Annotated in this window: 25 protein-coding genes and 1 pseudogene; 17 read left to right on the top strand and 9 right to left on the bottom strand. The window is 31.6% G+C overall.

Going from position 1 to position 24,740, the window contains the following annotated elements:
- The first annotated feature begins 136 nt into the window (after window positions 1-136).
- The 5 genes from Q0739_RS00345 to Q0739_RS00365 are packed head-to-tail and all read left to right on the top strand — an operon-like array spanning window position 137 to window position 4,289.
- Window positions 137-574, top strand: coding sequence for a DUF6146 family protein (locus tag Q0739_RS00345; protein ID WP_298236706.1), 438 nt, complete (start codon window positions 137-139; stop codon window positions 572-574).
- Between the two features lie 36 nt (window positions 575-610).
- Window positions 611-913: a DUF6787 family protein gene (locus tag Q0739_RS00350; protein ID WP_298236707.1), complete on the top strand. Its 303-nt coding sequence runs from the start codon at window positions 611-613 to the stop codon at window positions 911-913.
- Window positions 913-1,245, top strand: coding sequence for a hypothetical protein (locus Q0739_RS00355; RefSeq protein WP_298236708.1), 333 nt, complete (start codon window positions 913-915; stop codon window positions 1,243-1,245). The genes Q0739_RS00350 and Q0739_RS00355 overlap by 1 nt, the downstream gene beginning before the upstream one ends.
- Before the next feature lie 30 nt (window positions 1,246-1,275).
- Window positions 1,276-3,711, top strand: a complete 2,436-nt coding sequence (locus Q0739_RS00360) for a TonB-dependent receptor (protein ID WP_298236709.1) — start codon at window positions 1,276-1,278, stop codon at window positions 3,709-3,711.
- Between the two features lie 11 nt (window positions 3,712-3,722).
- Complete coding sequence (locus tag Q0739_RS00365; RefSeq protein WP_298236710.1) at window positions 3,723-4,289, top strand: type 1 periplasmic binding fold superfamily protein; 567 nt, start codon at window positions 3,723-3,725, stop codon at window positions 4,287-4,289.
- Between the two features lie 59 nt (window positions 4,290-4,348).
- Here Q0739_RS00365 and Q0739_RS00370 read toward each other — a convergent pair whose 3' ends face one another.
- Both Q0739_RS00370 and folE read right to left on the bottom strand, forming a co-directional pair.
- Window positions 4,349-4,639 carry a hypothetical protein gene (locus tag Q0739_RS00370; RefSeq protein WP_298236711.1) on the bottom strand — a complete coding sequence of 97 codons (291 nt, stop codon included), beginning with the start codon at window positions 4,637-4,639 and terminating at the stop codon, window positions 4,349-4,351.
- A 43-nt stretch (window positions 4,640-4,682) separates the two neighbouring features.
- Window positions 4,683-5,270, bottom strand: coding sequence for a GTP cyclohydrolase I FolE (folE, locus tag Q0739_RS00375; protein WP_298236712.1), 588 nt, complete (start codon window positions 5,268-5,270; stop codon window positions 4,683-4,685).
- A gap of 133 nt (window positions 5,271-5,403) precedes the next feature.
- Here folE and Q0739_RS00380 point away from each other — a divergent pair, with 133 nt between their 5' ends.
- Window positions 5,404-6,069 carry an ABC transporter ATP-binding protein gene (locus tag Q0739_RS00380; protein WP_298236713.1) on the top strand — a complete coding sequence of 222 codons (666 nt, stop codon included), beginning with the start codon at window positions 5,404-5,406 and terminating at the stop codon, window positions 6,067-6,069.
- A gap of 11 nt (window positions 6,070-6,080) precedes the next feature.
- On the top strand, window positions 6,081-6,845 hold the full coding sequence (locus tag Q0739_RS00385; protein ID WP_298236714.1) for a TIGR02757 family protein: 765 nt from the start codon (window positions 6,081-6,083) through the stop codon (window positions 6,843-6,845).
- Between the two features lie 184 nt (window positions 6,846-7,029).
- Here Q0739_RS00385 and Q0739_RS00390 read toward each other — a convergent pair whose 3' ends face one another.
- The gene (locus tag Q0739_RS00390) at window positions 7,030-8,922 is read right to left on the bottom strand and encodes a peptidase M61 (protein WP_298236715.1); all 1,893 of its coding nucleotides are present in this window, start codon (window positions 8,920-8,922) and stop codon (window positions 7,030-7,032) included.
- Window positions 8,923-9,008: 86 nt separating this feature from the next.
- Here Q0739_RS00390 and Q0739_RS00395 point away from each other — a divergent pair, with 86 nt between their 5' ends.
- From Q0739_RS00395 to Q0739_RS00425, 7 genes are all read left to right on the top strand, one after another.
- Entirely contained in the window at window positions 9,009-10,016 is a 1,008-nt protein-coding gene (locus Q0739_RS00395) for a glycosyltransferase family 2 protein (RefSeq protein WP_298236716.1), read from the top strand.
- A gap of 76 nt (window positions 10,017-10,092) precedes the next feature.
- Entirely contained in the window at window positions 10,093-12,018 is a 1,926-nt protein-coding gene (locus Q0739_RS00400) for a BatA and WFA domain-containing protein (protein ID WP_298236717.1), read from the top strand.
- Entirely contained in the window at window positions 12,015-13,268 is a 1,254-nt protein-coding gene (locus tag Q0739_RS00405) for a dihydroorotase (protein ID WP_298236718.1), read from the top strand. The genes Q0739_RS00400 and Q0739_RS00405 overlap by 4 nt, the downstream gene beginning before the upstream one ends.
- Before the next feature lie 4 nt (window positions 13,269-13,272).
- Window positions 13,273-13,605 (top strand): hypothetical protein, encoded by a 333-nt coding sequence (locus tag Q0739_RS00410; RefSeq protein WP_298236719.1) that lies wholly within the window; start codon window positions 13,273-13,275, stop codon window positions 13,603-13,605.
- A 4-nt stretch (window positions 13,606-13,609) separates the two neighbouring features.
- Window positions 13,610-14,266 (top strand): phospholipase, encoded by a 657-nt coding sequence (locus Q0739_RS00415; RefSeq protein WP_298236720.1) that lies wholly within the window; start codon window positions 13,610-13,612, stop codon window positions 14,264-14,266.
- 125 nt (window positions 14,267-14,391) lie between these two features.
- A complete protein-coding gene (locus tag Q0739_RS00420) occupies window positions 14,392-15,081 on the top strand; it encodes a hypothetical protein (protein WP_298236721.1) in 690 nt (229 codons plus the stop codon).
- A 175-nt stretch (window positions 15,082-15,256) separates the two neighbouring features.
- Window positions 15,257-15,544, top strand: coding sequence for a DUF1330 domain-containing protein (locus tag Q0739_RS00425; protein ID WP_298236722.1), 288 nt, complete (start codon window positions 15,257-15,259; stop codon window positions 15,542-15,544).
- A gap of 44 nt (window positions 15,545-15,588) precedes the next feature.
- Here Q0739_RS00425 and Q0739_RS00430 read toward each other — a convergent pair.
- Window positions 15,589-16,558 (bottom strand): annotated as a pseudogene (locus Q0739_RS00430) (transposase).
- A gap of 279 nt (window positions 16,559-16,837) precedes the next feature.
- On the bottom strand, window positions 16,838-18,109 hold the full coding sequence (gene glyA / locus Q0739_RS00435; protein ID WP_298236723.1) for a serine hydroxymethyltransferase: 1,272 nt from the start codon (window positions 18,107-18,109) through the stop codon (window positions 16,838-16,840).
- Window positions 18,110-18,312: 203 nt separating this feature from the next.
- Between glyA and fahA the strand changes: the two genes are divergently transcribed.
- From fahA to Q0739_RS00450, 3 genes are all read left to right on the top strand, one after another.
- A complete protein-coding gene (fahA, locus tag Q0739_RS00440) occupies window positions 18,313-19,596 on the top strand; it encodes a fumarylacetoacetase (RefSeq protein ID WP_298236724.1) in 1,284 nt (427 codons plus the stop codon).
- A 121-nt stretch (window positions 19,597-19,717) separates the two neighbouring features.
- On the top strand, window positions 19,718-20,896 hold the full coding sequence (locus Q0739_RS00445; protein ID WP_298236725.1) for a hypothetical protein: 1,179 nt from the start codon (window positions 19,718-19,720) through the stop codon (window positions 20,894-20,896).
- A 145-nt stretch (window positions 20,897-21,041) separates the two neighbouring features.
- Window positions 21,042-21,533, top strand: coding sequence for a hypothetical protein (locus Q0739_RS00450; RefSeq protein ID WP_298236726.1), 492 nt, complete (start codon window positions 21,042-21,044; stop codon window positions 21,531-21,533).
- 7 nt (window positions 21,534-21,540) lie between these two features.
- Here Q0739_RS00450 and Q0739_RS00455 read toward each other — a convergent pair whose 3' ends face one another.
- From Q0739_RS00455 to gap, 4 genes are all read right to left on the bottom strand, one after another.
- Window positions 21,541-22,347, bottom strand: coding sequence for an ATP-binding cassette domain-containing protein (locus Q0739_RS00455; RefSeq protein WP_298236727.1), 807 nt, complete (start codon window positions 22,345-22,347; stop codon window positions 21,541-21,543).
- 36 nt (window positions 22,348-22,383) lie between these two features.
- A complete protein-coding gene (locus tag Q0739_RS00460; RefSeq protein ID WP_298236728.1) occupies window positions 22,384-22,767 on the bottom strand; it encodes a hypothetical protein in 384 nt (127 codons plus the stop codon).
- Window positions 22,768-22,790: 23 nt separating this feature from the next.
- Window positions 22,791-23,651 carry an N-acetylglucosamine kinase gene (locus tag Q0739_RS00465; RefSeq protein ID WP_298236729.1) on the bottom strand — a complete coding sequence of 287 codons (861 nt, stop codon included), beginning with the start codon at window positions 23,649-23,651 and terminating at the stop codon, window positions 22,791-22,793.
- An 84-nt stretch (window positions 23,652-23,735) separates the two neighbouring features.
- The gene (gene gap / locus Q0739_RS00470) at window positions 23,736-24,737 is read right to left on the bottom strand and encodes a type I glyceraldehyde-3-phosphate dehydrogenase (protein WP_298236730.1); all 1,002 of its coding nucleotides are present in this window, start codon (window positions 24,735-24,737) and stop codon (window positions 23,736-23,738) included.
- Between the last annotated feature and the right edge of the window lie 3 nt (window positions 24,738-24,740).

Below are 24,740 nucleotides of genomic sequence, written 5' to 3' on the forward strand. Positions count from 1 at the left end.
GGAATTCAGGAATGGTTTTTGTAAATTTATTGAGAAAGCAATAAACTTTGCTCGGTGAAAGAGCTTGTTAACTCATTCCTACTTTCTTCAAGAAGTAATGAGTTATACATTTGATAAAGAAAAAAGCTTTAACACTATGAAAAAAATAATTTACGTCTTACTAGTTTCTGTTTTCATTTTTAACTGTAACACATCAAAAAATTCAGCATCAAAAAAAGATGAACGTTTAGAAAACTTAAAACAAAATGACACAGTTAAAATTGTAAATGAAGAAATAGAATACGAAATTATTATTATTGAACCTGGCTTTAATTTTTGGTTAGTAAGTAGAGCTAGACCTCGACAGTATTATTCTCAGCAATATTTAGAAAATAGAAATCTAATATATGTTATTGAATGGAATCAGCGTGTTTTACAACCACAACGATTCGATACTAATCTATATGAAATGCAAATTGATTATCGTCAAGGAATCGATTACGGTTACGAGGTTAATTATTTACTATATAATTATTTCATTTATTTTCAAATGACCTATAATCAAAGATTAGGCTCATTTGTTCCTAGAATTTAAACTAAATTTTAACTATTTTTGCATCAAATTTCAAATGTGAAAAAATTAAAAGAACGTTGGGGCATTGAGAATAATTGGCAAGTTATTGTTATTTTAATTGTATTTGCAGTAACGGGATCAACAGCTTCCTATATTGGCAAACCCATTTTACACTTTTTTGATATTACCATTAAAAATTTTGGTAGTTTTGGCTATTGGGCAATTCGCATTCTACTCTTATTTATTGTATACCAATTCATGCTTGTTTTTTTTGGCTGGTTATTTGGTCAATATAAATTTTTCTGGAATTTTGAAAAGAAAATGTTACGCAGATTAGGCTTGGGTAGATTTATAGGATAATGCAACAAATACAACAACATATTGCTTTCAAATTGTTTGCGCTTTTAGTAGTTGCATCACTTTGTACACCTACAGCTTTAAAATTTGCTCATGTTTTTGAGCATCATAAGCATGTTGTTTGTTTAGGAGACGATTCTACACACATTCACCAAGTTGATTTAGAATGTGAGTTTTATAAATTTCAGTTAAATACTCATTTTTTATTACCAGATGAAAATGATAATTGGGTAAATATTTCGCACCATTATCAAACCCCTATAGTTACATATAAATTTCTTAATAATCATCGGCAATTATCTTTTTCCTTAAGAGGACCTCCTATTTTAGTTTAAAATCTCAATTTTAAACTAAAATACAATTATATGAAATATTATTTATTGGTTTTGGTGTTATGCTTAATAAACATAACCCACACTCAAAACTGTACACATACTTTTCTTGGTGAAGTAAAAGATTTCCATGATGGTACGCCAATGTCAGGTGCCACCGTTTATCTTGAAACACTTAACAAATACGTAGCAGCAGATATTAATGGTAAATTCACTATTAAAAATCTTTGCAATGGTGCACTGGTGTTAGTAATATCACACGTAGGTTGTGATACCAAACGCATTGAAGTTGAAATAAACGGAGATTCATACAAAGAAATAAATATGGAACACCATATTGAAGAACTCCATGAAATAAAGGTTTCAGGAGAGGCTCCTAAAAAACTCACAAAAACCGCTCAAGAAACCCAATTAAGTACCAAAACTATTGAACGGTTTAGTGCATTAAATCTTGGTGATGTTCTTAAACAAGTAAGTGGTGTTTCGTCAATTAATACTGGAAACTCTATTGTAAAGCCAGTTATTAACGGATTGCATAGTAGTAGAATTTCTGTTATTATAAATGGAGTATTACTGCAAGATCAAGAATGGGGTATAGAGCATGCTCCTAATATTGATTTAAATACAGCAGGAACTATAAATGTTATAAAAGGAGCTAATGCTTTAGCGTATAGCGGAGACGCTATTGGCGGTGTTGTAATATTGAAACCTAAAAACATTATTTCGAAAGATTCACTTTATGGTAAAACCATTTTTGGTGCTCAAACAAATGGTAGAGGTTATAATGTAGCGTCATCGCTTACCAAAACTTGGAAAAAAGGATGGTTTATAAATGGACAGGCTTCTATGAAACGCTTTGGTGATTTTAAAGCTCCAAATTACATTTTGACAAATACTGGTGTAAATACAAAAGGATTCAACATAAATACTGGTTTCAAAACTTTTGAAAAAGGCTTTAATATCAATTATAGTTATTTAAATAATGAGATTGGCATTTTAAGAGCGGCACATATTGGTAGCATTAATGATTTAGTGGATGCCATAAATAGTGGTAATCCTATTGTTATTGAAGATTTTAGTTATGATATTAATGCACCTCGTCAAGATGTTACGCATCAAACTTTAAAAGCTGAATTCTACAAACGTTTTAAAAGGTTTGGTCGTTTTCAAATACAATATGATTTTCAGGATAACCAACGGTATGAGTACGACATCAGAAGAAATGACGATGACAAACCTGCTATAGACTTAAATTTAAAAACACATTCGGTTAGAGCAAATTTGAAACTTGATGCCAATACCAATACTGTGTATAATTTTGGAGTTCATACCAGATATCAAAATAATTTTGCTAATCCTGATACTGGTATAAGACGCTTAATTCCTGATTATGACCGTTATGATATTGGTGTTTTCGCCATTTCAAACTTAAAATGGGATGAAAAAACGAATTTAAATTTTGGAATTCGATACGATTTTAATAAAATTAATGCACAGAAGTTCTACCTAACATCCAGATGGTTAGAGAGAAATTACTCTGATGAGTTCAATGATATTATTACAGGCTCAGTATTTGGTAAAGACATACAAAATGGTGTGATAGATTTTAACGCTTCACAATTATTAACAAATCCTGTTTATAATTTTCATAATGTGTCAGTTTCCGCAGGAATATCTCGTAAAATAAGTAAAAATCAGTCTATTCTTTTTAATTATGGATTATCACAAAGATCGCCTAACCCATCAGAATTATTTAGTGATGGTTTGCATCATTCGGCAGCAAGAATAGAATTAGGAGATTTAAGAATTGAGCAAGAAAAATCAAATAGATTTGGAGGGACGTATCAACTAAATTCATCAAAACTAGATTTAAACCTAGAAGGTTTTTTAAATCATATAAAAGATTTTATTCAGCTAATCCCTTTCGGGACAGAGCAAACCATTAGAGGGGCATTCCCAGTTTGGAATTATGTACAAACCGATGCTCTTTTGTTTGGGTTTGATCTTTCAACTACATATAAAATTAATGAGCGATGGAATTTGAACAACAAATCATCTTTCATTAAAGGTAGAGACACCAAAGCTAAAACCGCTTTAATCGACATGCCTTCTTTTAGAACTACTAATGTTTTGGGATATACCAATAAAAGATGGTTGAATTTTAACGCGAGTTTAGAAAGCGAATGGGTACTTAGACAAAATGATTTTCCTGATTTTAACTTTGAAACCTTAAACCCAACAACTCAACAAATGGTTTTGGTAGATATAAGTACGCCACCACCAGCATATCATTTACTTCATTTTAGAAGTGACATTACGTTACCAATATCAAAAAAAACAAAATTGAACATTGGGCTTACAGTTCTCAATGTATTAGACACTTCCTATAGAGAATACTTAAATAGATTAAGATATTTTGCCGATGATTTAGGAAGAAATTTTATGTTACAAATAAAGTTAAACTATTAAAAAATTTAAAAATGAAAAACTTGAAAAGAATTTTAATATCATCAATGTTAGTTGGATCTTTTATCGCATGTGATAATGATGATGACACTCCAGTTGTAGTTGTTGAAGAAGAAGTAATTACAACAATGACAATTACTTTAACACCTAACGGTGTAGGAACTCCTATAATTATGCAAACAAGAGATGCTGATGGCGATGGACCTAATGCTCCAGTGGTTTCGGTTTCAGGAAACTTAACAGCTAATACTGCTTACAATGGGAGTATTGAGTTATTAAACGAGTTAGCAACTCCTGCTGAAGATATTACAGAAGAAGTTGAGGAAAAAGATGACGAACACCAATTCTTTTTCCAAGCTACAAATTCTGTAGCAACATTTACTTATAATGATATGGATGGTGATGGGAACCCAATTGGTTTGAGTTTTACGCTTACTACCTCAGCTGCTGGAACAGGTACTGTTACTGTTTCTTTAATACATGAACCGATGAAAAATGCAAGTGGTGTAAGTAATGGAGATATTACTAATGCTGGCGGTGAAGAAGATATAGCTGAAACATTTAATGTGGTAGTACAATAACCTTTCTACCATGAGATAAAAAAATCCTTTTCTAAAAAATAGAAAAGGATTTTTTTTAATTATACATCTTCAGATTCTACTTCTACAACAATAGGTTTTTCTTTTTTCTGAAAAACATAAGTTAAAAACCACATAATAGTAAATGTTGGAATAATATCAAATCCAGGAATTATTTCTTCAATAAACGAAACAAATCCAGCAATTTTGCCTTTATTTCCTTTATACATTTTACTCATCAAATAAGCTGATGCAGGTGCCCAAATAATATCTATAAACGTTATCATCCCTATAGCATCAAACAAAATACTTAATGCTAACTTTTTATTTTTACTTAAATTTTCTAATTCCATAGTCACTCCTTTACTTAAATTAGTACAAAAAACATACCAAGTGTTACTTGCCTATCAACTTTAAAAATTCATTACGCGTTTCAATTTTCTCAAATTGTCCGCGAAAGCCAGAAGTTGTTGTTATGGAGTTTTGTTTTTGAACCCCCCGCATCATCATACACATATGAGCCGCTTCAATAACAACAGCAACTCCTTGAGGTTTTAAGGTGTTGTTAATACAATCTAAAATCTGTTCTGTTAAGCGTTCTTGCACTTGAAGGCGTCTGGCAAACACATCTACAATACGAGGTAATTTGCTAAGTCCAACAATTTGACCGTTAGGGATATATGCTATATGGGCTTTTCCGAAAAATGGTAATATATGATGCTCGCAAAGGGAATACAATTCAATATCTTTTACAATAACCATTTCGTTATAAGATTCTTTAAACATGGCACTTTTAAGAATATCGACAGGATCTTGACTGTAACCTTGTGTTAAAAATTGCATAGCTTTTGCAGCACGTTCTGGCGTTTTTTGCAAGCCATCTCTATGTGTATCTTCACCTAAGTCTTCAATAATTTTCTTATAGCGGTCTTTAACATCGTCTGTAACTTGTATATTGTATTCTTCAAATTTCTTATACGGCATAATTTTCTATTCTTTTAAATCTAGTTTTTCTTTTTGAATAAATATAAAGTTAAAACGCGACTTTACAATAAAAAGCATTCTTAATTGTACGTCACAACTTAAAATAGTAAATTCACCATCAATATTTTTAGATATGATTCAAGCAAAAAACATACACAAATATTATGACGATTTACAAGTATTAAAGGGAGTTGATATACATGTAAAAAAAGGCGAAATTGTATCCATTGTGGGGGCTTCAGGTGCTGGAAAAACAACGTTACTACAAATATTAGGCACGTTAGACAAAGCCTCTAAAAAAGAATTATACAGCCTAAGTATAAACAATACCGAAATTAATTCGCTCAACGATAAAGCACTTGCCAAATTTAGAAATGAACATATTGGTTTTATTTTTCAGTTTCATCAATTATTACCTGAGTTTAGTGCTTTAGAAAATGTATGCTTACCAGCTTTTATTAAAGGAACTAAAAAAGGAGATGCTGAGGATCGAGCTAAAGAACTTTTAGATTTTTTAGGGTTAACGCATCGTTACAACCATAAGCCAAATGAATTATCTGGTGGTGAACAACAACGTGTAGCTGTAGCAAGAGCATTGATTAATAATCCTGATTTAATCTTTGCCGATGAACCTTCTGGAAATCTTGACAGCGAATCTGCCGAAAATCTACACAATCTCTTTTTTAAGCTTCGCGATGAGTTTGGGCAAACCTTTGTAATTGTTACACATAATGAAGAATTAGCAGATATGGCCGACAGAAAGCTTGTTATGGTAGACGGGAAAATAATCAAGGATTAATTTCTATTATTTTGCATCAACAAGAACTCAAAGAATTTCTAGATCTTAAAGTAATACAATATAACAATCCCAAATTTATTGAAAGTGACCCTATTCAAATTCCTCATGGGTTTAATAAAAAAGAAGACATTGAAATTTCAGGTTTCTTAACTGCTACTATCGCATGGGGAAACCGTAAAAGCATCATAAATAATGCGAAGCGGTTAATGCTTTTGCTTGACAATTCCCCGTATGATTTCATAACTAATCATGAGAAAACAGATTTAGAAAAACTCCGCCCTTTTGTTCATAGAACATTTAATGGCGATGATTGTATCCAATTCATTAAATGTTTAAGAAATATATACCAGAATCATAATGGACTCGAATCCATTTTCATTAATCATTCAGAAAAGAATTCACTACAAAAAGCTATTTCTGCATTTAAACACGTTTTTTTTGAAATAGAACACCTCCCACGAACTCAAAAACATGTTAGTGACCCTTTAAAGAATTCAGCAGCGAAAAGGCTAAATATGTATCTCAGGTGGATGATTAGAAATGATAGCGCTGGTGTCGATTTTGGTGTCTGGAAAAATCTTTCTTCAAGTCAACTATCTTGTCCTTTAGACGTCCATTCTGGTAATGTAGCAAGAAAACTAGGATTATTAAAACGCAAACAAAATGATGCAAAAGCTTTATTTGAACTTGATACTTCATTGCGCAAATTAGATTCTGAAGATCCAGTTAAATATGATTTTGCTTTATTTGGACTCGGTGTTTTTGAAGGATTTTAACCATTAAGTTTTAGTTGAAACAAAAAGAGGTTGTCTAAAAAGTAAGTTCGATGTCATATTGAGCTTGTCGAAATATTTTTAACTTATACTGATAATCAATATCGGTTTCGACAGGCTCAACCTGACAAATCAAATTATAAAGACTTTTTATACAGCCTCTTAATAATTATATCTTTTTTTTATACTACCCTCTTAACCAAGCTTCTCGTAATGATTTTTGAGCATCAGTAGCATCCGCTTTTTCCATGATGCCCTTGCCAGTTGTATAGGTTTTAGTTGTAGTTGTTTTAATCAAAACTTCTTCCCCTTCTCTATCCAAAACTACTTCAATATCATTTCCTGGTTTCCAGCTAAATACTTCTTGTAATATTTGGTTCGCATTTGCTAAGGTTAAATCTTTTCCGTTTATAGATTTAATAACATCTTTTGGTTGTGCTCCTTGCTCTGCCCAAAAACTATTTTCTAAAACCATATCGGTAAAAAAGATGATACCTTTTTGACCATCGCCACCAACAATTGGCGCTCCATTCATTAAAATATAATTTGTTTCTACTTTTCCTTTACCTATCTCTAAACCAACTTTTGCAAAAAAATCATCGTAATTTATTGGTGTATCGCCTATAACGTGTGTATCAAAGAAATTTTGTAGAGAAGGATACGTCATAGCTACAATTTCGTTAATAAGTTTGTCGTCTTCAAATGGTTTATTCTTTCCATATTTATTGGACAATTCTTTCATTAAAGATAGAATTCCGCGGTTACCATTACTTTCTTCTCGCATCAAGATATCTATACACATACCAATTAATGCACCTTTTTGATATACATTAATATATTCTCCTTTATAAGGCTCTTTTAGTACATTCTCACTCATTATAGTAAAACTCATAGCATCATTCATGTTTGAAGCATATTGAATTTTACCCATTACTTTATTAAAAAATTCTGTCTCTTCTACTAAGCCTTGGTTTACTTGAAATAATGTGGCAAAATATTCGGTTACACCTTCGTACATCCACAAATGCTTAGAAAAAGTTGGGTTGTTATAATCGAAATAATGTACATCTTCAGAATGCACACTTAAAGGCGTTACAATATGAAAAAACTCGTGTGATACAACATCTATCATACTTTCTGCTAATTGTGTTTCATCCAATGTTTCAGGAAAAACCACAACGGTAGATGTATGATGCTCTAAAGCACCAAATCCTTTAGGAGAATCTTCCTTTCCTTCAGATAAATACAAATAAATATCATAACGCTGCGTAGAATCAATATCACCCAAAAAAGCTTTTTGTCCTTTCATCATCTTAAAGACAACATCTTTAAGAGACTTAGCAGAATGAACTTTATTTGGAGAATAAACACTCAATACAATTTTAATATCTCCAACTTGAAATTCTTCTACATCTAATTTGCCGAACATCATAGGATTATCAGTAATTTCAAAGTATCTGTTAGCAAAATATGATGTCGTTACATTTTTACCATCTTCACTAGTTTTTGTCCCAATGTTTTGGAGTGCAGAAGTACGCATATAATCTGAAGATCCTGAAACTTCCAACTTATATTGGTTATTTTTTAAAGAATCGAAATAACCAATAAATCCGTGTAGGTTTAACACATAGTTTTCTCGTTCAATATTAGTACCAGCCGGTGAAAACGGAATATCCTTACCTAGACCACCGTCTACCTCAATATCGTAAGTGTCATTTACTAAATAGGTGATTTTATCTAATTGTTTTGCATTATTAATTGTCCAAGAATTCTCATCAATTTTACTTGTTTGCATCTCATTACCATTATAATCAAAAGCCTTAAAATCGTCAACATATTTACCAAAATTACTAATCTGATATGTTCCTTGTACAACTTTAGGCAACCTGTATGTAATTGTTTCAACCGTAAAACGTCCGGGATTAATAGTTACTGGTGCTTTATCGTCTGTAACCTTATCTAAATGGATTGCAGTTTCTATGGGGTTACTTACTGCTAAATCGTTTGCTGTATTCTTTGTTGAACTACAACTGGCGAGTAAAATACCAACTAATAAGGTGGCTAAAATTCTGGTTTTCATAAATTGTATTTATTATTTCTTAAGCTGACGCCAAAAATAAGATTCTGTAACAGCTTATTTTCATAAGGTTATGTTAAATTCGCAACATGCAAAATCCGCTTATAAGTATATTAACCCCATTTAAAAACACAGAAGTTTTTCTAGATGAATGCTTGCAATCTATAATAAATCAATCTTATACCAACTGGGAATTATTAATTGTAGACGACTCATCGGCCGATTCTAGTTATAAATTAGTAAAAACCTATGCCAAACAAGATAGGCGTATTCGGCTTTTAAAAAACTCTGGAAGCGGTATTATTGACGCCTTAAGATTAGCATTTAAACATAGTAAAGGATTATTTATTACTAGAATGGATAGTGATGATATTATGTATACTAATAAATTACAAATTTTAGTAAATAACCTATTAAAGCATGGAAAGCACCATATAGCTATTGGACAAGTAAATTATTTTTCTGAAACGGGTATAGGTGCTGGTTATAAAAGCTATGAAAATTGGCTAAACGAGTTAACTAAAACGGGATCCAATTATTCTGAAATCTACAAGGAATGTGTTATACCATCACCTTGCTGGATGGTCTATCGAGAAGATTTATTGGCTTGTAATGCTTTTAATCCGAATATATATCCAGAAGATTACGATTTAGCTTTTCGTTTTTACAAACACAATTATAAATGTATTCCTTGTAATGAAGTTATCCACTATTGGCGAGATTATAGCACAAGATCTTCACGAACAGACTCTAATTATGCTGAAAACCATTTTTCTAGCTTAAAGATTACTAACTTTTTAGACATTGATTATAACCAACATAAAACTTTGGTTATTTGGGGTGCTGGAACTAAAGGAAAAATAACAGCAAAAACATTAATTGAAAAAAGAATTCCTTTTCGATGGATTTGTGATAACCCTAAAAAAATTGGACGTGATATTTATGGCAAAAAGTTAGAAGCCTTTAGCACCTTAAAAGATATTAAAAATGCACAAAGCATTATTACTGTTGCAAATAAAACAGCACAAAAAGAAATTAAGCAGTATATGAATAGTCTAGATTTAAAACCTATTGAAGACTATCTTTTTTTTTGCTAGCTGAAAAGGAATTTCATTTTGTTCTATATCAAAAAAATGAAAAATTTTATGTAGGTTTGACAAATCGAATTACCACATGCAGTTTAAACATCCTGAACTTCTTTACGCTTTATTTTTACTGCTAATTCCTATAATTGTTCACCTTTTTCAACTTCGTAAATTTAAAAAAGTAGCCTTTACCAATGTGGCTTTTTTAAAGGAAGCTACGCTACAAACCAGAAAAAGTTCTCAAATAAAGAAATGGCTTATTCTATTTACAAGACTGTTGCTTTTTACAGCTATTATTTTGGCTTTTGCACAGCCATTTATAGCTAAAACAGATTCATTTAATCAAAAGAAAGAAACTGTTATTTACCTCGATAATTCTTTTAGTATGCAAGCCAAAGGAAATAAAGGAGAACTCTTAAAACGTGCTATACAAGATCTTATTAGTAATATTCCAGAAGAAGAAAACGTATCGCTAGTTACTAACAATCAAATTTATAAAAACACGACTATTAAAGCCATTAAGAACGAATTGCTTCAATTAAATTATAGTGCTAATGCCATGTCATTACAGTCGGCTTTATTAAAGTGTAAAACCTTGCTCAACAAGAATAAAGATGTTTTAAATACTATTGTTTTTATTTCAGATTTTCAGCAAAGCGAAGAATCATTTATTCCTCTTAAAGACTCATTGAGTAGTTTGCATTTAGTAAAATTGGAACCTGTAAACACTAACAATATAGCTATAGATAGCACTTATATATCTTCGGCAACTGCAGGTGGTATAGAGCTTACAGTTACTTTGAAAAACAATGGCGATTATCAAGAAAATGTTCCTGTATCATTATATAATGATAACAATTTAATTGCTAAAACCAGTATGGCATTAGACAAAGCTGGAGCGACCACGTTTACACTACCTGTAAGTACAATTATAAATGGTAAAATTGTAATTGATGATGCTAGTTTAGCATTCGATAACGAACTGTTTTTTAACATTAATACACCTGTAAAAACCAATGTTCTTTCAATAAATAAAATTGATGACTCTTACTTAAAACGTATTTTTACAGACCAAGAGTTTAATTATTTATCTACTGATATTACTAACCTTAATTACAACGACATAAGTAACCAAAGCCTCATTATTTTAAATGAATTAGATAATATTCCAACCGCACTTGCTTCTGCTATGTTATCTTTTAATAAAGATGGCGGGTCTATACTGGTAATCCCTTCAAATGATATTTCTAACCAGTCTTACAATACATTCCTATCTAATTATAATATCACATTAAGCAATATTATTAATACAGAAAAACGCATAACATCAATTAAATATTCGCATCCTTTATACAATAATGGTGTTTTCGAAAAAGAGGTGAGCAACTTTCAATATCCAAAAGTTAATAATTATTACGACCTCGTTTCAAACAAAGCTTCAACTATTTTAGAACTTGAAAATGGCGCTTCATTTTTAAGTCAGAATAGCAATGTTTTTGTTTTTACAGCATCTATAGCCAGCGAAAATTCAAATTTCAAAAACTCGCCATTAATAGTTCCTACACTTTTTAATATTGGAAAATTCAGCTTAAAAAATCCAAATTTATATTTCACCATTGGAAAAACTAATAGTTTTGATGTAACAACACAATTACAGCAAGATGATATTTTATCGCTAGTAAATAATAATGCGAATATTATTCCGCAGCAACAACAATTTAGCAATAAAATAGTTGTTACTACCCTAGAAATGCCTTCTATATCTGGTATCTATAATGTAAAAAACAAAGCAAGCTCAATTCTTAATGTGAGTTATAATTATAATAGAAATGAAAGTGATTTAGTCTATCAAAATTTATCAAATTTTGACAATGTGAAAACGGATACTTCCATAACTAATGTCTTCAATTCTATAAAAAGTGACACAAAAGTTAACGCCTTGTGGAAATGGTTTGTTATTTTTGCACTGGCTTTATTGATTATTGAAATGCTCATCTTAAAATACTTTAAATGAACATACTTATAAAATCTGCTACCATAATAGATTCTAGTAGTGAGTTTCACAATAAAACTCAAGATTTATTAATTGAAAATGGTAGGATTTCTGAAATTGGCAATGAGCTAAAAAATCCAAAAAATTACAAAGAAGTTATACTAGACAACCTTCATGTTTCTCAAGGCTGGTTCGACAGTAGTGTATGCTTTGGCGAACCTGGTTTTGAAGAACGTGAAACTATTGAAAACGGTCTTAAAACTGCTGCCAAATCTGGTTTTACAACTGTTGCTATGAACCCCAATACAAATCCGGTAATCGATTCTAATGCAGATATTGCCTTTGTAAACTCAAAATCGGCAAATCACGGCGTTTCTCTTTTACCAATTGGCGCACTTACAAAATTAGGTAAAGGTATCGATCTGGCGGAGTTGTACGACATGTCGAACGCAGGAGCAGTTGCTTTTTATGATTATAAAAACCCTATAGCTAATCCCAATCTTATGAAAATTGCATTGCAATATGCCAGTAATTTTGATGGATTGGTGTGTTCTTTTCCACAAGAAAACAAAATTTCGGGTAATGGTGTTGTAAACGAGCATATTACAAGTACCAAACTTGGATTAAAAGGAAATCCAGCCTTAGCAGAAGAATTACAAGTTGCACGCGATTTATTTTTACTTGAGTATACAGAAGGTAAATTACACATCCCAACTATTTCTACGGCTAAATCTGTTGCCTTAATTAGAGAAGCAAAGAATAAAAAATTAAATGTGAGTTGTAGCGTAGCTATACATAATTTATGCTTTACAGATGACGTGCTCACAGATTTTAACACGAACTGTAAAGTATTGCCTCCTCTAAGAACACAAGACGATATAAATGCCTTAATTGAAGGCTTAAAAGATGGCACTATAGATATGGTAACCAGTGACCACAACCCAATTGATATTGAGTATAAAAAAATTGAATTCGACCATGCCGATTATGGAAGCATAGGTTTAGAAAGTGCTTTTGGGGCTTTACAAAATATATTCACCACAAAAAAAACCATCGATTTACTTACTAAGGGGAAATCTAGATTTGGTGCTGAAGCTTCTTCAATTAATATTGGTAACCAAGCAAATATGACACTTTTTAATCCAGAGACTAAATATACATTTACAAAAAGCGACATACATTCTAGATCCAAGAATTCTATTTTTGAAAACACTTCCTTAAAAGGTAAAGCCTATGGTATTATTTCAAATAATAAAGCGATTATAAATTAACTATATGACACAGCAAGATATTGACGAAGGAAAAGGTTTAGCCATTGTAAGTTACCTAGCCATCATAGGTATAATAATAGCTTATTTTATGAATAGCGACAAAAAAAATCTGTTCACAAATTTTCACATAAGACAATCGTTAGGCTTGTGGCTTATGTTTCATCTTTTAGGTTTTGTAGCAACCTCTTTTGATAGTTGGGGAGTTAGTTCTGGCTTTTACATTTTTTTTAGTGTCCTTTTTATTTATGGATTAATTGGCGCTATTAGCGGTAAACCTCAAACTGTACCATTATTAGGCGATTTGTTTCAAAAGTGGTTTGCTAATATTGGCAGATAAATAGATGTCTAATAGTTTGTCTACATTATACCATATTACCAGAAAATCAAGCCTTTCACAAAACGCGCCACTTCTAATTATGCTACATGGTTATGGAAGTGATGAAAACGATTTATTTTCATTTGCAAACGAATTACCAGAAGAGATTTTTATAATATCTGTAAGGGCCCCCTACCCCATGCAACCATACGGTAATGCTTGGTATGCCATTAATTTTGATGCAGAACAACGCAAATGGAATGATAACGCACAAGCCAAAGAATCTCGCGATTTATTTTCTAACTTTATTGATGAAGCTATAGCTCTTTATCCTGTTAATAAAGATAATGTCACACTCTTAGGCTTTAGTCAAGGTAGTATTTTAAGCTATGCGATAGCTTTCTCTTATCCTAAAAAAATTAAAAATATTATAGCATTAAGTGGTTATATAAGTCATGAAATTTTACCAGAGAATTTAAATGAACAAGATTATACGCATTTAGATATTTATAGTTCACATGGCAGTGTAGACCAAGTAATTCCTGTGGATTGGGCGCGACAAATAGCTCCTTTTTTAACTAGCCTAAATATAAAACACCAATATTCTGAATTCCCTGTGGGGCATGGTGTATCACCGCAAAATTTTTATGAGCTTAAGAATTGGTTGATAAAACGCATTTAGATTTTGTAGGAAAAATTGATTATCTTTACAGGATAACAGTAACAAAAAACTTATGATAACCTGACTTATTTACGGGATATCGGTAATAAAAGTTACTATATACGTGAAAGTTAGGCAACATTTGAATGAAAATTTTCAATAGAAAAATAAAACGTGAACATATAAAAGAATTTGAAGCCAACTTAATTAAGTTGTTAGGCGAAGATATTCCTAATCTAGAAAGGGCAAGTCAAATTTTAAATATATACAGCTACGGCTTTTCAAAAGAACCTCAAGCTATCATTATTGTTAGAAGTTCAAGCGAAGATAATTATCCAGAAATCAAGAAAAATCACAATAATTCTTTTAAACTGACTGGAATTTCAGTTTGGAATTGCAAAACAAAACATTATCAACCAATTAAATTAAAATATCAAAATGACGTTTTGACCCAAATTGAGATTGAAAATCCAGAGTATTTCCACAAAACATTTGACTTAAACCAAATTCAGAAAAGCGCAATTAAACTTGAACATCTGAAAATGGAAAATCCTGACCAAAAAATTGCTGAAAAAGCTTTAAAAACTCTGACAAAGGAACAACTCAAACTATTGGAATTGGATTATGCATTCGAAATTGAATTGGACGAAAAATTATTCTATACGATTTTGGATATGGAAGACGGAAATTATGTTGCGGTAGATCAAAAAGGAAAAATATACCGACTGAATCACGACCATGAAGAAAGAGTAAAATTAATTGCAAATAAACCAACTGACTTTTTCGAAATTTATAACGGACAAAAAAGCGAATTGGAAAAAATAATGTACGAATAAAAAAACGTTGCCTAACAAAGTATAAAAATAATGCTAAATTTAATGCTTAATCAAAAGATAGTACTCTTTTGGTCACTCTGATTTTCCTACGGAAAATCCTCGGACACAAAACCGCACTATTCTTATACATAAACGTTAGCAATAATTACCACTCATACTATAAACAGAAATTAAAATGCCTGCATACGCAATACTAGACTTAAAAATATTTGACAAAGAGAAGTTACAAGAATATAAAAACGTAGCGCCTGAAATTATAAAAAAATATAAAGGAAAAATAATCGTTCGCGGTGGTGAAACTAATACGGTAGAAGGAAATTGGAATCCAAAAAGAGTTGTGATAATTGAATTCCCGACTTTTGAAATAGCAAATGACTGGTGGAATTCGGAAGAATATAAAAAAGCGACTGAATTGAGGAAAAAAGGAGCGGAAACAAATGTTATAATTATAGACGGAATTTAAAAAAACTATTGCTAACAAAGAACTGAGTTAAAAAACAAGCATTATTAAGCTAATTTTGAAACAAAGTTTTCATCATAGGGTCTTCCTGATTTTGCAATCGCAAAAGCTTGTTTTAATAGTTTATTTGCCACTGCTATTAACGCTAACTTTTTACTCTTTCCTTTGGCTACAATTCTCTCGTATAACTCTCTGCAAGCCTTGTTGTGTTTACAGGCTGAAAAAGCACATAAAAACAATAAGTTTCTTAATTTCTTATTCCCTACTTTACTGATTCTGCTTCGCCCTCTTACACTACTACCTGATTCTCGTATAGTGGGCGTAATACCAACATAACTACATAGCTGTGATGCTGTTTCAAACTTCTTAAACCCATCGGTTACTACGATTAAAAATAATGCGGTCTTTACGCCCATACCTGGGATACTTTTTAATAACGTTAATTGATGCTGCTGGTCTTGTTTTACTAGTTCTAGTAATCGTGCCTCCAAAACTTCTACCTCCTTGTTTAAATGCTTTAAATTCCGCTTTAAAGACCTATAAACAAACTTGGAGGGTACTCCCACCCATTACTTCTTCACCTTTTAGTTTGTTCTTGGTGGCTGTTCTGTGTTTTAGATAACTATCCAATAACCTAAAGAGTTGTAAGCACTCACTCTGAATCTCTGTTAAGGCATTATACAAAGAAACATCATTCATTTGTCCATAGTCACAAATAGCTTTTGCATCACTTTTGTCTGTCTTAACTTTAGCTAATTTCATCTGTATAAATCGCTTTACTGATAAGGGATTCACTACAGATACAAAAACACCTTCATGGTATAAAAACTGTGCCAACCTATAATGATAATAGCCTGTAGCTTCCATAACTACTAAAGCCTCTTGTGGTAGGCTCCTCAGAAAACTTTTAAAACCTTGCTCCTCATTTTTAAACTGATTATGTCCCGTCTTGGATCCATAAACATCAAACACATTTTTACTAATGTCGATTCCATAAATTTCTTTATATTTATTCATAAAAACTGTAATTTGGAAAGAACGAGCTACTGATGTTTCAACAACTTAAAATCGAGATCTTGGTCTCACAGAACTGAACGAAATCTTAGTAGGAAAAGAGTGCGGATTATCAATGTTGTCGAAGTCAAATGCTTCACCGTATATAGTAACCTTAATGCACTCTTTTGTTCTTTCTGATTATTTGTTAAATTTAATGAATGACAAACTTAAGACGTATATAACGAATAAAAAATCCCGCCAATGGCGAGATTTTTTAATACTAATTTTTTAATTCAAGTTTTAAACAAAAAGAGGCTTATCTTTCATCATTGCGTTCACTTTAGCTTTAACAGCTTCTAACGTAGCTTCATCTTCAAAGTTTGTAATAACTTCATCAACTAATTCTACAATAGCAACCATATCGTCTTCTTTTAAACCTCTAGTGGTTACTGCAGAAACCCCTAAACGTATTCCAGAAGTTACAAATGGTGATTTATCATCAAATGGTACCATGTTTTTATTTACAGTAATGTCAGCTTTTACTAAAGCTTGTTCTGCATCTTTTCCAGACACATTTTTATTTCGTAAATCAATTAACATACAGTGGTTATCTGTTCCGCCAGAAATAATATGATACCCTTTGCTTACTAAAGCATTTGCCATAGCATTTGCGTTTTGCTTTACTTGTAATTGATAATGCAAAAAATTATCGGTTAAAGCTTCACCAAAAGCAATCGCTTTTGCAGCAATAATATGCTCTAAAGGGCCTCCTTGATTTCCTGGAAATACCGCCGAATCTAATAAAGATGACATTTTACGTAAGTTTCCATTCTTCAGAGTAATACCAAATGGATTTTCAAAATCCTGCCCCATCATAATCATACCACCTCTTGGGCCTCTTAAAGTCTTATGTGTGGTTGTTGTAACAATATGACAGTGTGGAAGCGGATCATTTAAAATACCCTTAGCTATTAATCCTGCTGGATGCGAAATATCTGCCATTAAAATAGCTCCAACACTATCTGCTATAACTCTAAAACGTCTAAAATCTATATCTCGAGAATATGCAGATGCTCCCGCAATAATTAACTTAGGTTGTTCCTTAGTTGCAATTTCTTGAATTTTGTTATAATTTAAAACGCCTGTCTCCTGCTCTACTCCATAAAATACTGGGTTATATAGTTTCCCCGAAAAATTCACTGGAGAACCATGAGTTAGGTGTCCACCATGAGATAAATCGAAACCTAAAATTTTATCACCTGGTTTCAAACAAGCATGATAAACAGCTGTATTTGCCTGACTTCCAGAATGTGGCTGTACATTTACATAAGTAGCTCCAAACAAAGCTTTCGCTCTATCAATAGCAATTTGTTCAACTTCATCGACAACTTCACAACCTCCATAATAACGCTTACCTGGATAGCCTTCAGCATATTTATTTGTTAATACAGAACCAGCTGCTTCCATAACTTGGTTACTTACAAAATTTTCGGATGCAATAAGTTCAATACCATGAAGTTGGCGCTCTTTTTCAGCCTGAATAAGTTCAAATATTTGTTCGTCGCGTTGCATAAAATTAAATTCTAGTTAAATATTCGGCAAAAATAGCAAATAGATTAGTCAAATTCATCAAAATATAATTATTTACCTTTAAGTTTTAAACCATTTTATTAACGGTTGCATTTAAGTTAAATTTTGACCATTTATTTAAAATAAAATAAAAAAAATGTGTACGTTTGGTTAGAATTTAACAATCATTAAAATCAATTTAGGCTATGCCATTATCAGCTAACAATCCAGATAGAACGTCGTGGTTACACGTCGATAAAAATTCAGATTTTCCTATTCAGAATATCCCATTTGGAGTATTTCTTACACGTGATGATATTATTACCATAGGAACACGCATTGGTGATACTGCAATAGATTTGGGTGCACTCCACCAATTAGGCTATTTTGAAGGTATTCCATTAACAGATGATATTTTTCTTCAAGACACACTAAATGACTTTATAGCTGATGGTAGAAAAACATGGCGTTTAGTAAGAAACCGAATTGCTGAAATATTTGATGCTGAAAATGAGGGTTTAAAAAATAATAAACAACATAAAGAAATTGTATTGTTTCGATTAGACGAAATTGAAATGAAGTTACCTGTTCAAATTGGTGATTATACTGATTTTTATTCAAGTATCGAGCATGCTACTAATGTGGGAACCATGTTTAGAGACCCAGACAATGCCCTATTACCAAACTGGTTACATATACCTGTTGGTTATCATGGCAGAAGCTCTTCTATAATTCCTTCTGGCATACCAGTACATAGACCACAAGGTCAAACATTACCAAATGGGGCAAGCGAACCTGTTTTTGGCCCGAGTAGATTAGTTGATTTTGAATTAGAAATGGCTTTTATAACAACAGACGGTAATGATTTAGGTGAACCTATTCCTATTGAAGAAGCTGAAGACTATATTTTTGGACTAGTTGTTTTTAACGATTGGAGCGCTAGAGATATCCAAAAATGGGAATATGTCCCTTTAGGCCCTTTTTTAGCTAAAAACTTTGCTTCAAGTATATCTCCATGGATAGTAACACTTGATGCTCTTGAACCTTTTAGAGTTGAAGGTCCAAAACCATTAAAATCCCAATTAGACTATTTAAAATATAAAGGTAAAAGGAGTTTCGATATTAATCTTGAGGTAGCCATTCAACCTAAAGGAGCCAAAGAATCGGTAGTAAGTAAATCAAATTTTAAATATATGTATTGGAATATGGCACAACAGCTAACCCACCACACGGTTAATGGTTGTCCAATAAATTCTGGCGATATGATGGGAAGCGGTACTATTTCTGGTTCTACTCCAGATTCTTATGGGTCTATGCTTGAATTGACATGGCGTGGTGAAAAACCAATTAAAATGAAAGATGGCACCGAGCGTAAATTTATTAATGATCACGATACAGTAATAATGAGAGGCTATTGCGAAAAAGACGGAACACGCATTGGTTTTGGAGAAGTTTCAACTAAATTATTACCTGTTTACACTAAAAAATAAGTTTTTACTTACTAAAAATAACTATTTTTCATTTCATCGGCTTTATTAGTATTTTATCTATTATTTGTTTATTTTGGCACTATGTTTGAAAGTATAGTGAAATAACCCAAATTTACAACCAATGAAAAAATTTCTACTATTAATTATTCTTATTTCTACTGTTATTGCTTGTAATACAAGAAAACAAGTTGAAAAAGCTGTGAGCTATGGTAATTACGATCAAGCTATTAATACTGCTATTAAAAAACTAAGCACTAATAAAAATGCTAAACGCAAACAAGATTATGTACTCATGCTTAGAGATGCTTATATTAAAGCTACCGAACGCGATTTAAGTAGCATCGAACATCTTAAAAAAGATAATAACCCAGAGTTATATCGTGAAATATTTCAGCTATACCTTAATTTAGATTCTAGGCAAGAAGCTATTAAACCTTTACAACCATTGGCAATCAATGGAAAAGAAGTTATTCTTAATTTTAATGATTATGGCAGTGAAATAGCTGTTTCAAGAGAAAAGGTTTCAGACTATATATACGAAAAAGGATTGGCTTTATTAGAGTCTGATAACAAATCATCAATAAGAGAAGCCTATAACGAATTGCGTTATTTGGACGATATTAATCCTAATTACGAAAACACAAGAGAGTTATTAGAGGAAGCACATAGGAGAGGTATAGATTATGTTATTGTTTCAATAAATAATGACACACAACAAATAATTCCAGCTAGATTGGAAGACGAATTACTTAATTTCAACACCTATGGTCTCAATAAATTTTGGAGTACTTATCATGCTAATAGAATTTCTGAATTAAAGTATGATTATGCCATGCAGCTTAATTTAAAGCAGATAAACATTTCTCCTGAAAGAATTAAAGAACGTGAAATATTAAGAGAGCGCGAGATTGTTGATGGGTGGGAATATAAAAAAGATAGAAACGGAAACGTATTAAAAGACACTCTAGGTAATGATATTAAGCTTGATAAAATTGTAAATGTAAGATGCCTTATTAAAGAGGTTACTCAGGTTAAAACATCGCAGGTTATAGGTGATGTTGTTTATGTTGATTTACAATCTAATCAAGTGCTTGATTCATTTCCAATAGATAGCAATTTTATTTTTGAAAATATTTTTGTTAAAACTAGAGGTGATAAACGTGCCTTAATTAAAGAAGATAGATTATTATTAAAAAATAGAAGAGTACCTTTCCCTAGTAATGAACAAATGGTAATTGATACAGGAGAAGACCTTAAACTACAGCTTAAAAACATTATAAATTCATATTCAATTAGATAATTCTTAGCATAAAACATAAACCCTAATAAACAAATCATTCACATTAATTTTGTTTAAATACTGATTTACAGTAGTTTACGATTTTTAATTTTGAGTTAATTTATTTTTACTATTTTCACTACCCTTTAATTAATTCATAATCCCTATGAAATCACTATTAATAGCATTAATTAGTATAAGCTTTTGCGCTCCAGTATTAAGTCAATCTACAGACGAACATCTTAGGCTTCAAGTATTAAATTACAACATGACAGAACAGAACTTTATCTTTGGAGAATGGAAGAAAGAAAATGGTTCTGAAACTCATTTAAACTACCTTGGAGAAATTGTTACTAGTAATGATGAGCATTTTAAAATAATGACCTCTTGTTGGATTTGGGGTGTTACAAGAAAAGTAACCAATTTAATTTTAGTATACGATAAAGATAACAACCTTTTAGGTAATTACTACTTAAATACAAAATGCCAATTGCCCAATCAAATTGTAAACAACAAGCTTATTTTTAAACCTTCTGAGTGTGCTGAATGCGATAATGCTATTACCAAAGTCGATTTTTATGATGGCATTCCCGAAAACTTCTATTTAGGTTGTAAACGGGGACAAGGAAATATTTATTCGTTCTATTTAAGTTATTAAAATTCAGTTAATTTTTATAAGCCACTCCTGTTGAGCCATTTTTATTAGGTAGCAACTCATATATATAATTCGCTTTTATAGCCGTTTCGGCTCTATGCGAGACATAAAGTATAGCAGTACTGCTTTCGAACGCTATTTTATTGATTAATTCAGTGAATATTTTAGTATCTAAATCATCCAATCCATTTGTTGGTTCGTCTAAAATTAATAGCGGAGGTTGTTTAACCATTGCCCTAGCTATTAAAACCAATCGCTTATGCCCTTCAGATAAAAATTGGAAACTCTTATCTTTTATATTAAACATATTCAAAAGTTTTAACCATTGATGTGCTATTATTATTTGTCTATCAGACGGTTTTTTGTAGAGTCCAATGGAATCTAAAAATCCAGAAATAATCATATTCTCAATCGTAACAAATCTTCTAAAACTACGCGTTACTTCAGAAGAAAAAAATCCAATATATTTTTTAATATCCCAAATACTTTCTCCACTCCCCTTTTTCATTCCGAATAGGGTAATATCTTGTAAGTATGCTTTTGGATTATCACCAGAAATAAGCGATAACAACGTACTTTTACCAGAGCCGTTAGGCCCAATTAATTGCCAAAATTCACCAGGGTTAATTACCCAACAAATATTATTAACAATAGGTCGTTCTTTATAACTTACACAAACATTTTTTAACTTAACTAAGGGCTTAAATACTGCTTTTTTAAGAATATAATCTTGAGGTAAGGTTTTTACAAAAGTCGTTGATTCTTTCTCCTTTAATTCACTTAATGAATTTATAGAAATTAGTTTTTGTTTAAGCAATTTATAAATGTTAGTTATAAAGGGTAAAATATCTCGTTACCTATTAACTATCTGTACAATAGGTATTTGACAACTCAATTGCGTAAGTGTATTTGCTATATCCTTTTGAGCTTGTGTATCTAAACTATCAAAAACATTATCAACAATTATATATTCTGGGTTTTGTGAAACTATATAGTTTAAGAGTGCTTTTTTACGTTCTCCTTGAGATGAATTTTTTAAGCTATTATTAGTTTGGGTAGTTATATAATACTTACCATGGCGGGTTTCTTCCTCAATAAACTTATTTAAAGCTACTTCTGAAAAAAGTGCATGATTTAAACCTACTAAATGTACTAAGAGTTTACCTGAAACAATGCCATTAATTAGCTCATTTTTATTTTCTTTATTAGAAATATAAAACGCTATGTGCTTAGGCAAAATATATATTTAACGAATTGACTCTATAAATTCTTAGTATGAAAACCAACCAATCCATCTATTGGTCTGCGTTGGAAGTTACCTACTTTAAAGCCCATTTCTTGAGCCACGGCTTTAATCTCATCTTGAGAGAAATAAGCAATGGATCCTGCAAAGTGTACGGGAGCTGTTTTTAATTCTTCTTGATATTGAAAAATCATGTTTTTAGCAAATAGTCGAATTCCATCTTTTATAAGATTTATGGTATATTCTGAATCTTTATGTAAAAACATGAATTCGGCAAAATTTGCTAAATAAGCATTTGGACTTGGCTGCTTGTAAAGGTTGTATTTTATATAATCTGCTTCCATATTGTACTTAGCTCCAAAAGCTATTCTTACATTTTCTGGCATATTATTAAAATAGTAATCTCTTATAAGTTGCTTGCCATAATAATTTCCAGATGCATCATCCATTAGTGTGTAACCAAGAGATAGGACGCGTTGGTGTAAAACCTCACCATCATAATAACTACAATTGGATCCTGTTCCTAAAATACAAACCACTGCGGCTTCTTTGGGATGGCTTATGGTAGCATAAACAGCTGCTAAAGTATCTTCATTAACTTCTATATGTGCGGTAACAAATATGCTACTTAAAACACCTTTTAATAATTCTTTAGCATTTTCTGTACCACAACCTGCACCATAGAAAAAAACGTGTGTTACTTTTTCTTTATTATCTTTTAACTCGCTGCTTTTATTGATAATTTTAAACAGTTTTTTCTCGCTTAAAATTGCTGGATTCAACCCTTTGGTTCGAATCTTATCCATTAATTTTTTTCCGTTATTATCTACTGCCAACCAATCTGACTTAGTAGAACCACTATCAACAATTAAAATCATAAGTATAAAGATAAAAAAACTCCACAGACTACTGTGTACTTTACACAATAACTCTGTGGAGTTATTATTATTAAATTATTTATATTAAAGTGATCCGATGTGTTGTGCTAAATCAACTAATTTAGTTGAATAACCAAACTCATTATCGTACCAAGATACCAATTTAACAAAATTATCATTTAATGCCATACTTGCGTTAGCATCAAAAGTACTCGTTTTAGGCTCAGACACGAAATCTTGAGAAACAACTCCTTCTTCTGTATATCCTAAAACACCATTTAATTCTCCTTCGGAAGCTTCTTTTAAAGCAGCCTTTACATCATTCCAAGATGCACTTTTCTCTAAACGACACGTTAAATCTACAACAGATACATCAACAGTAGGGATTCTAAAAGCCATACCTGTTAATTTACCGTTTAATTCAGGAATTACTTTTCCAACAGCTTTAGCTGCACCAGTTGAAGCAGGTACAATATTGTTTAAAGAAGCACGACCTAATCTATAATCTTTTTTAGAAACACCATCAACAGTAGATTGTGTTGCTGTAGCAGCATGAACTGTAGTCATTAAACCTTCAGCAATGCCAAATTTATCGTTAATTACTTTAGCTAATGGTGCTAAACAGTTAGTTGTACAAGAAGCATTTGAAACAATAGTATCGCTAGATGTTATTTGTTTATGGTTTACTCCCATTACAAACATTGGTGCATCGGCAGATGGTGCAGAAATGGCAACCTTTTTAGCTCCAGCCTTTATGTGCTTACCAGCACCTTCTAAGTTGGTAAAGATACCTGTACAATCTAAAACTACCTCTGCTCCAACAGCATCCCATTTTAAATCTTCTGGGTTACGTTCTGCAGTAACTCTTATTGTATTTCCGTTTACTATTAAGTTTCCATCTTTAGTATCAATAGTTCCATCAAACTGTCCGTGAACAGAATCATACTTTAATAAATATGCTAAATGGTCTACATCTAGTAAATCGTTAATTCCTACTACTTCTATATCTGGTCTTCCTGCAGCTACTCTAAAAGCAATTCTACCTATTCTACCAAATCCGTTAATTCCAATTTTTAATTTTGACATAAT

The sequence above is a fragment of the uncultured Algibacter sp. genome, from assembly GCF_947487605.1.
GTDB lineage: Bacteria > Bacteroidota > Bacteroidia > Flavobacteriales > Flavobacteriaceae > Algibacter_D.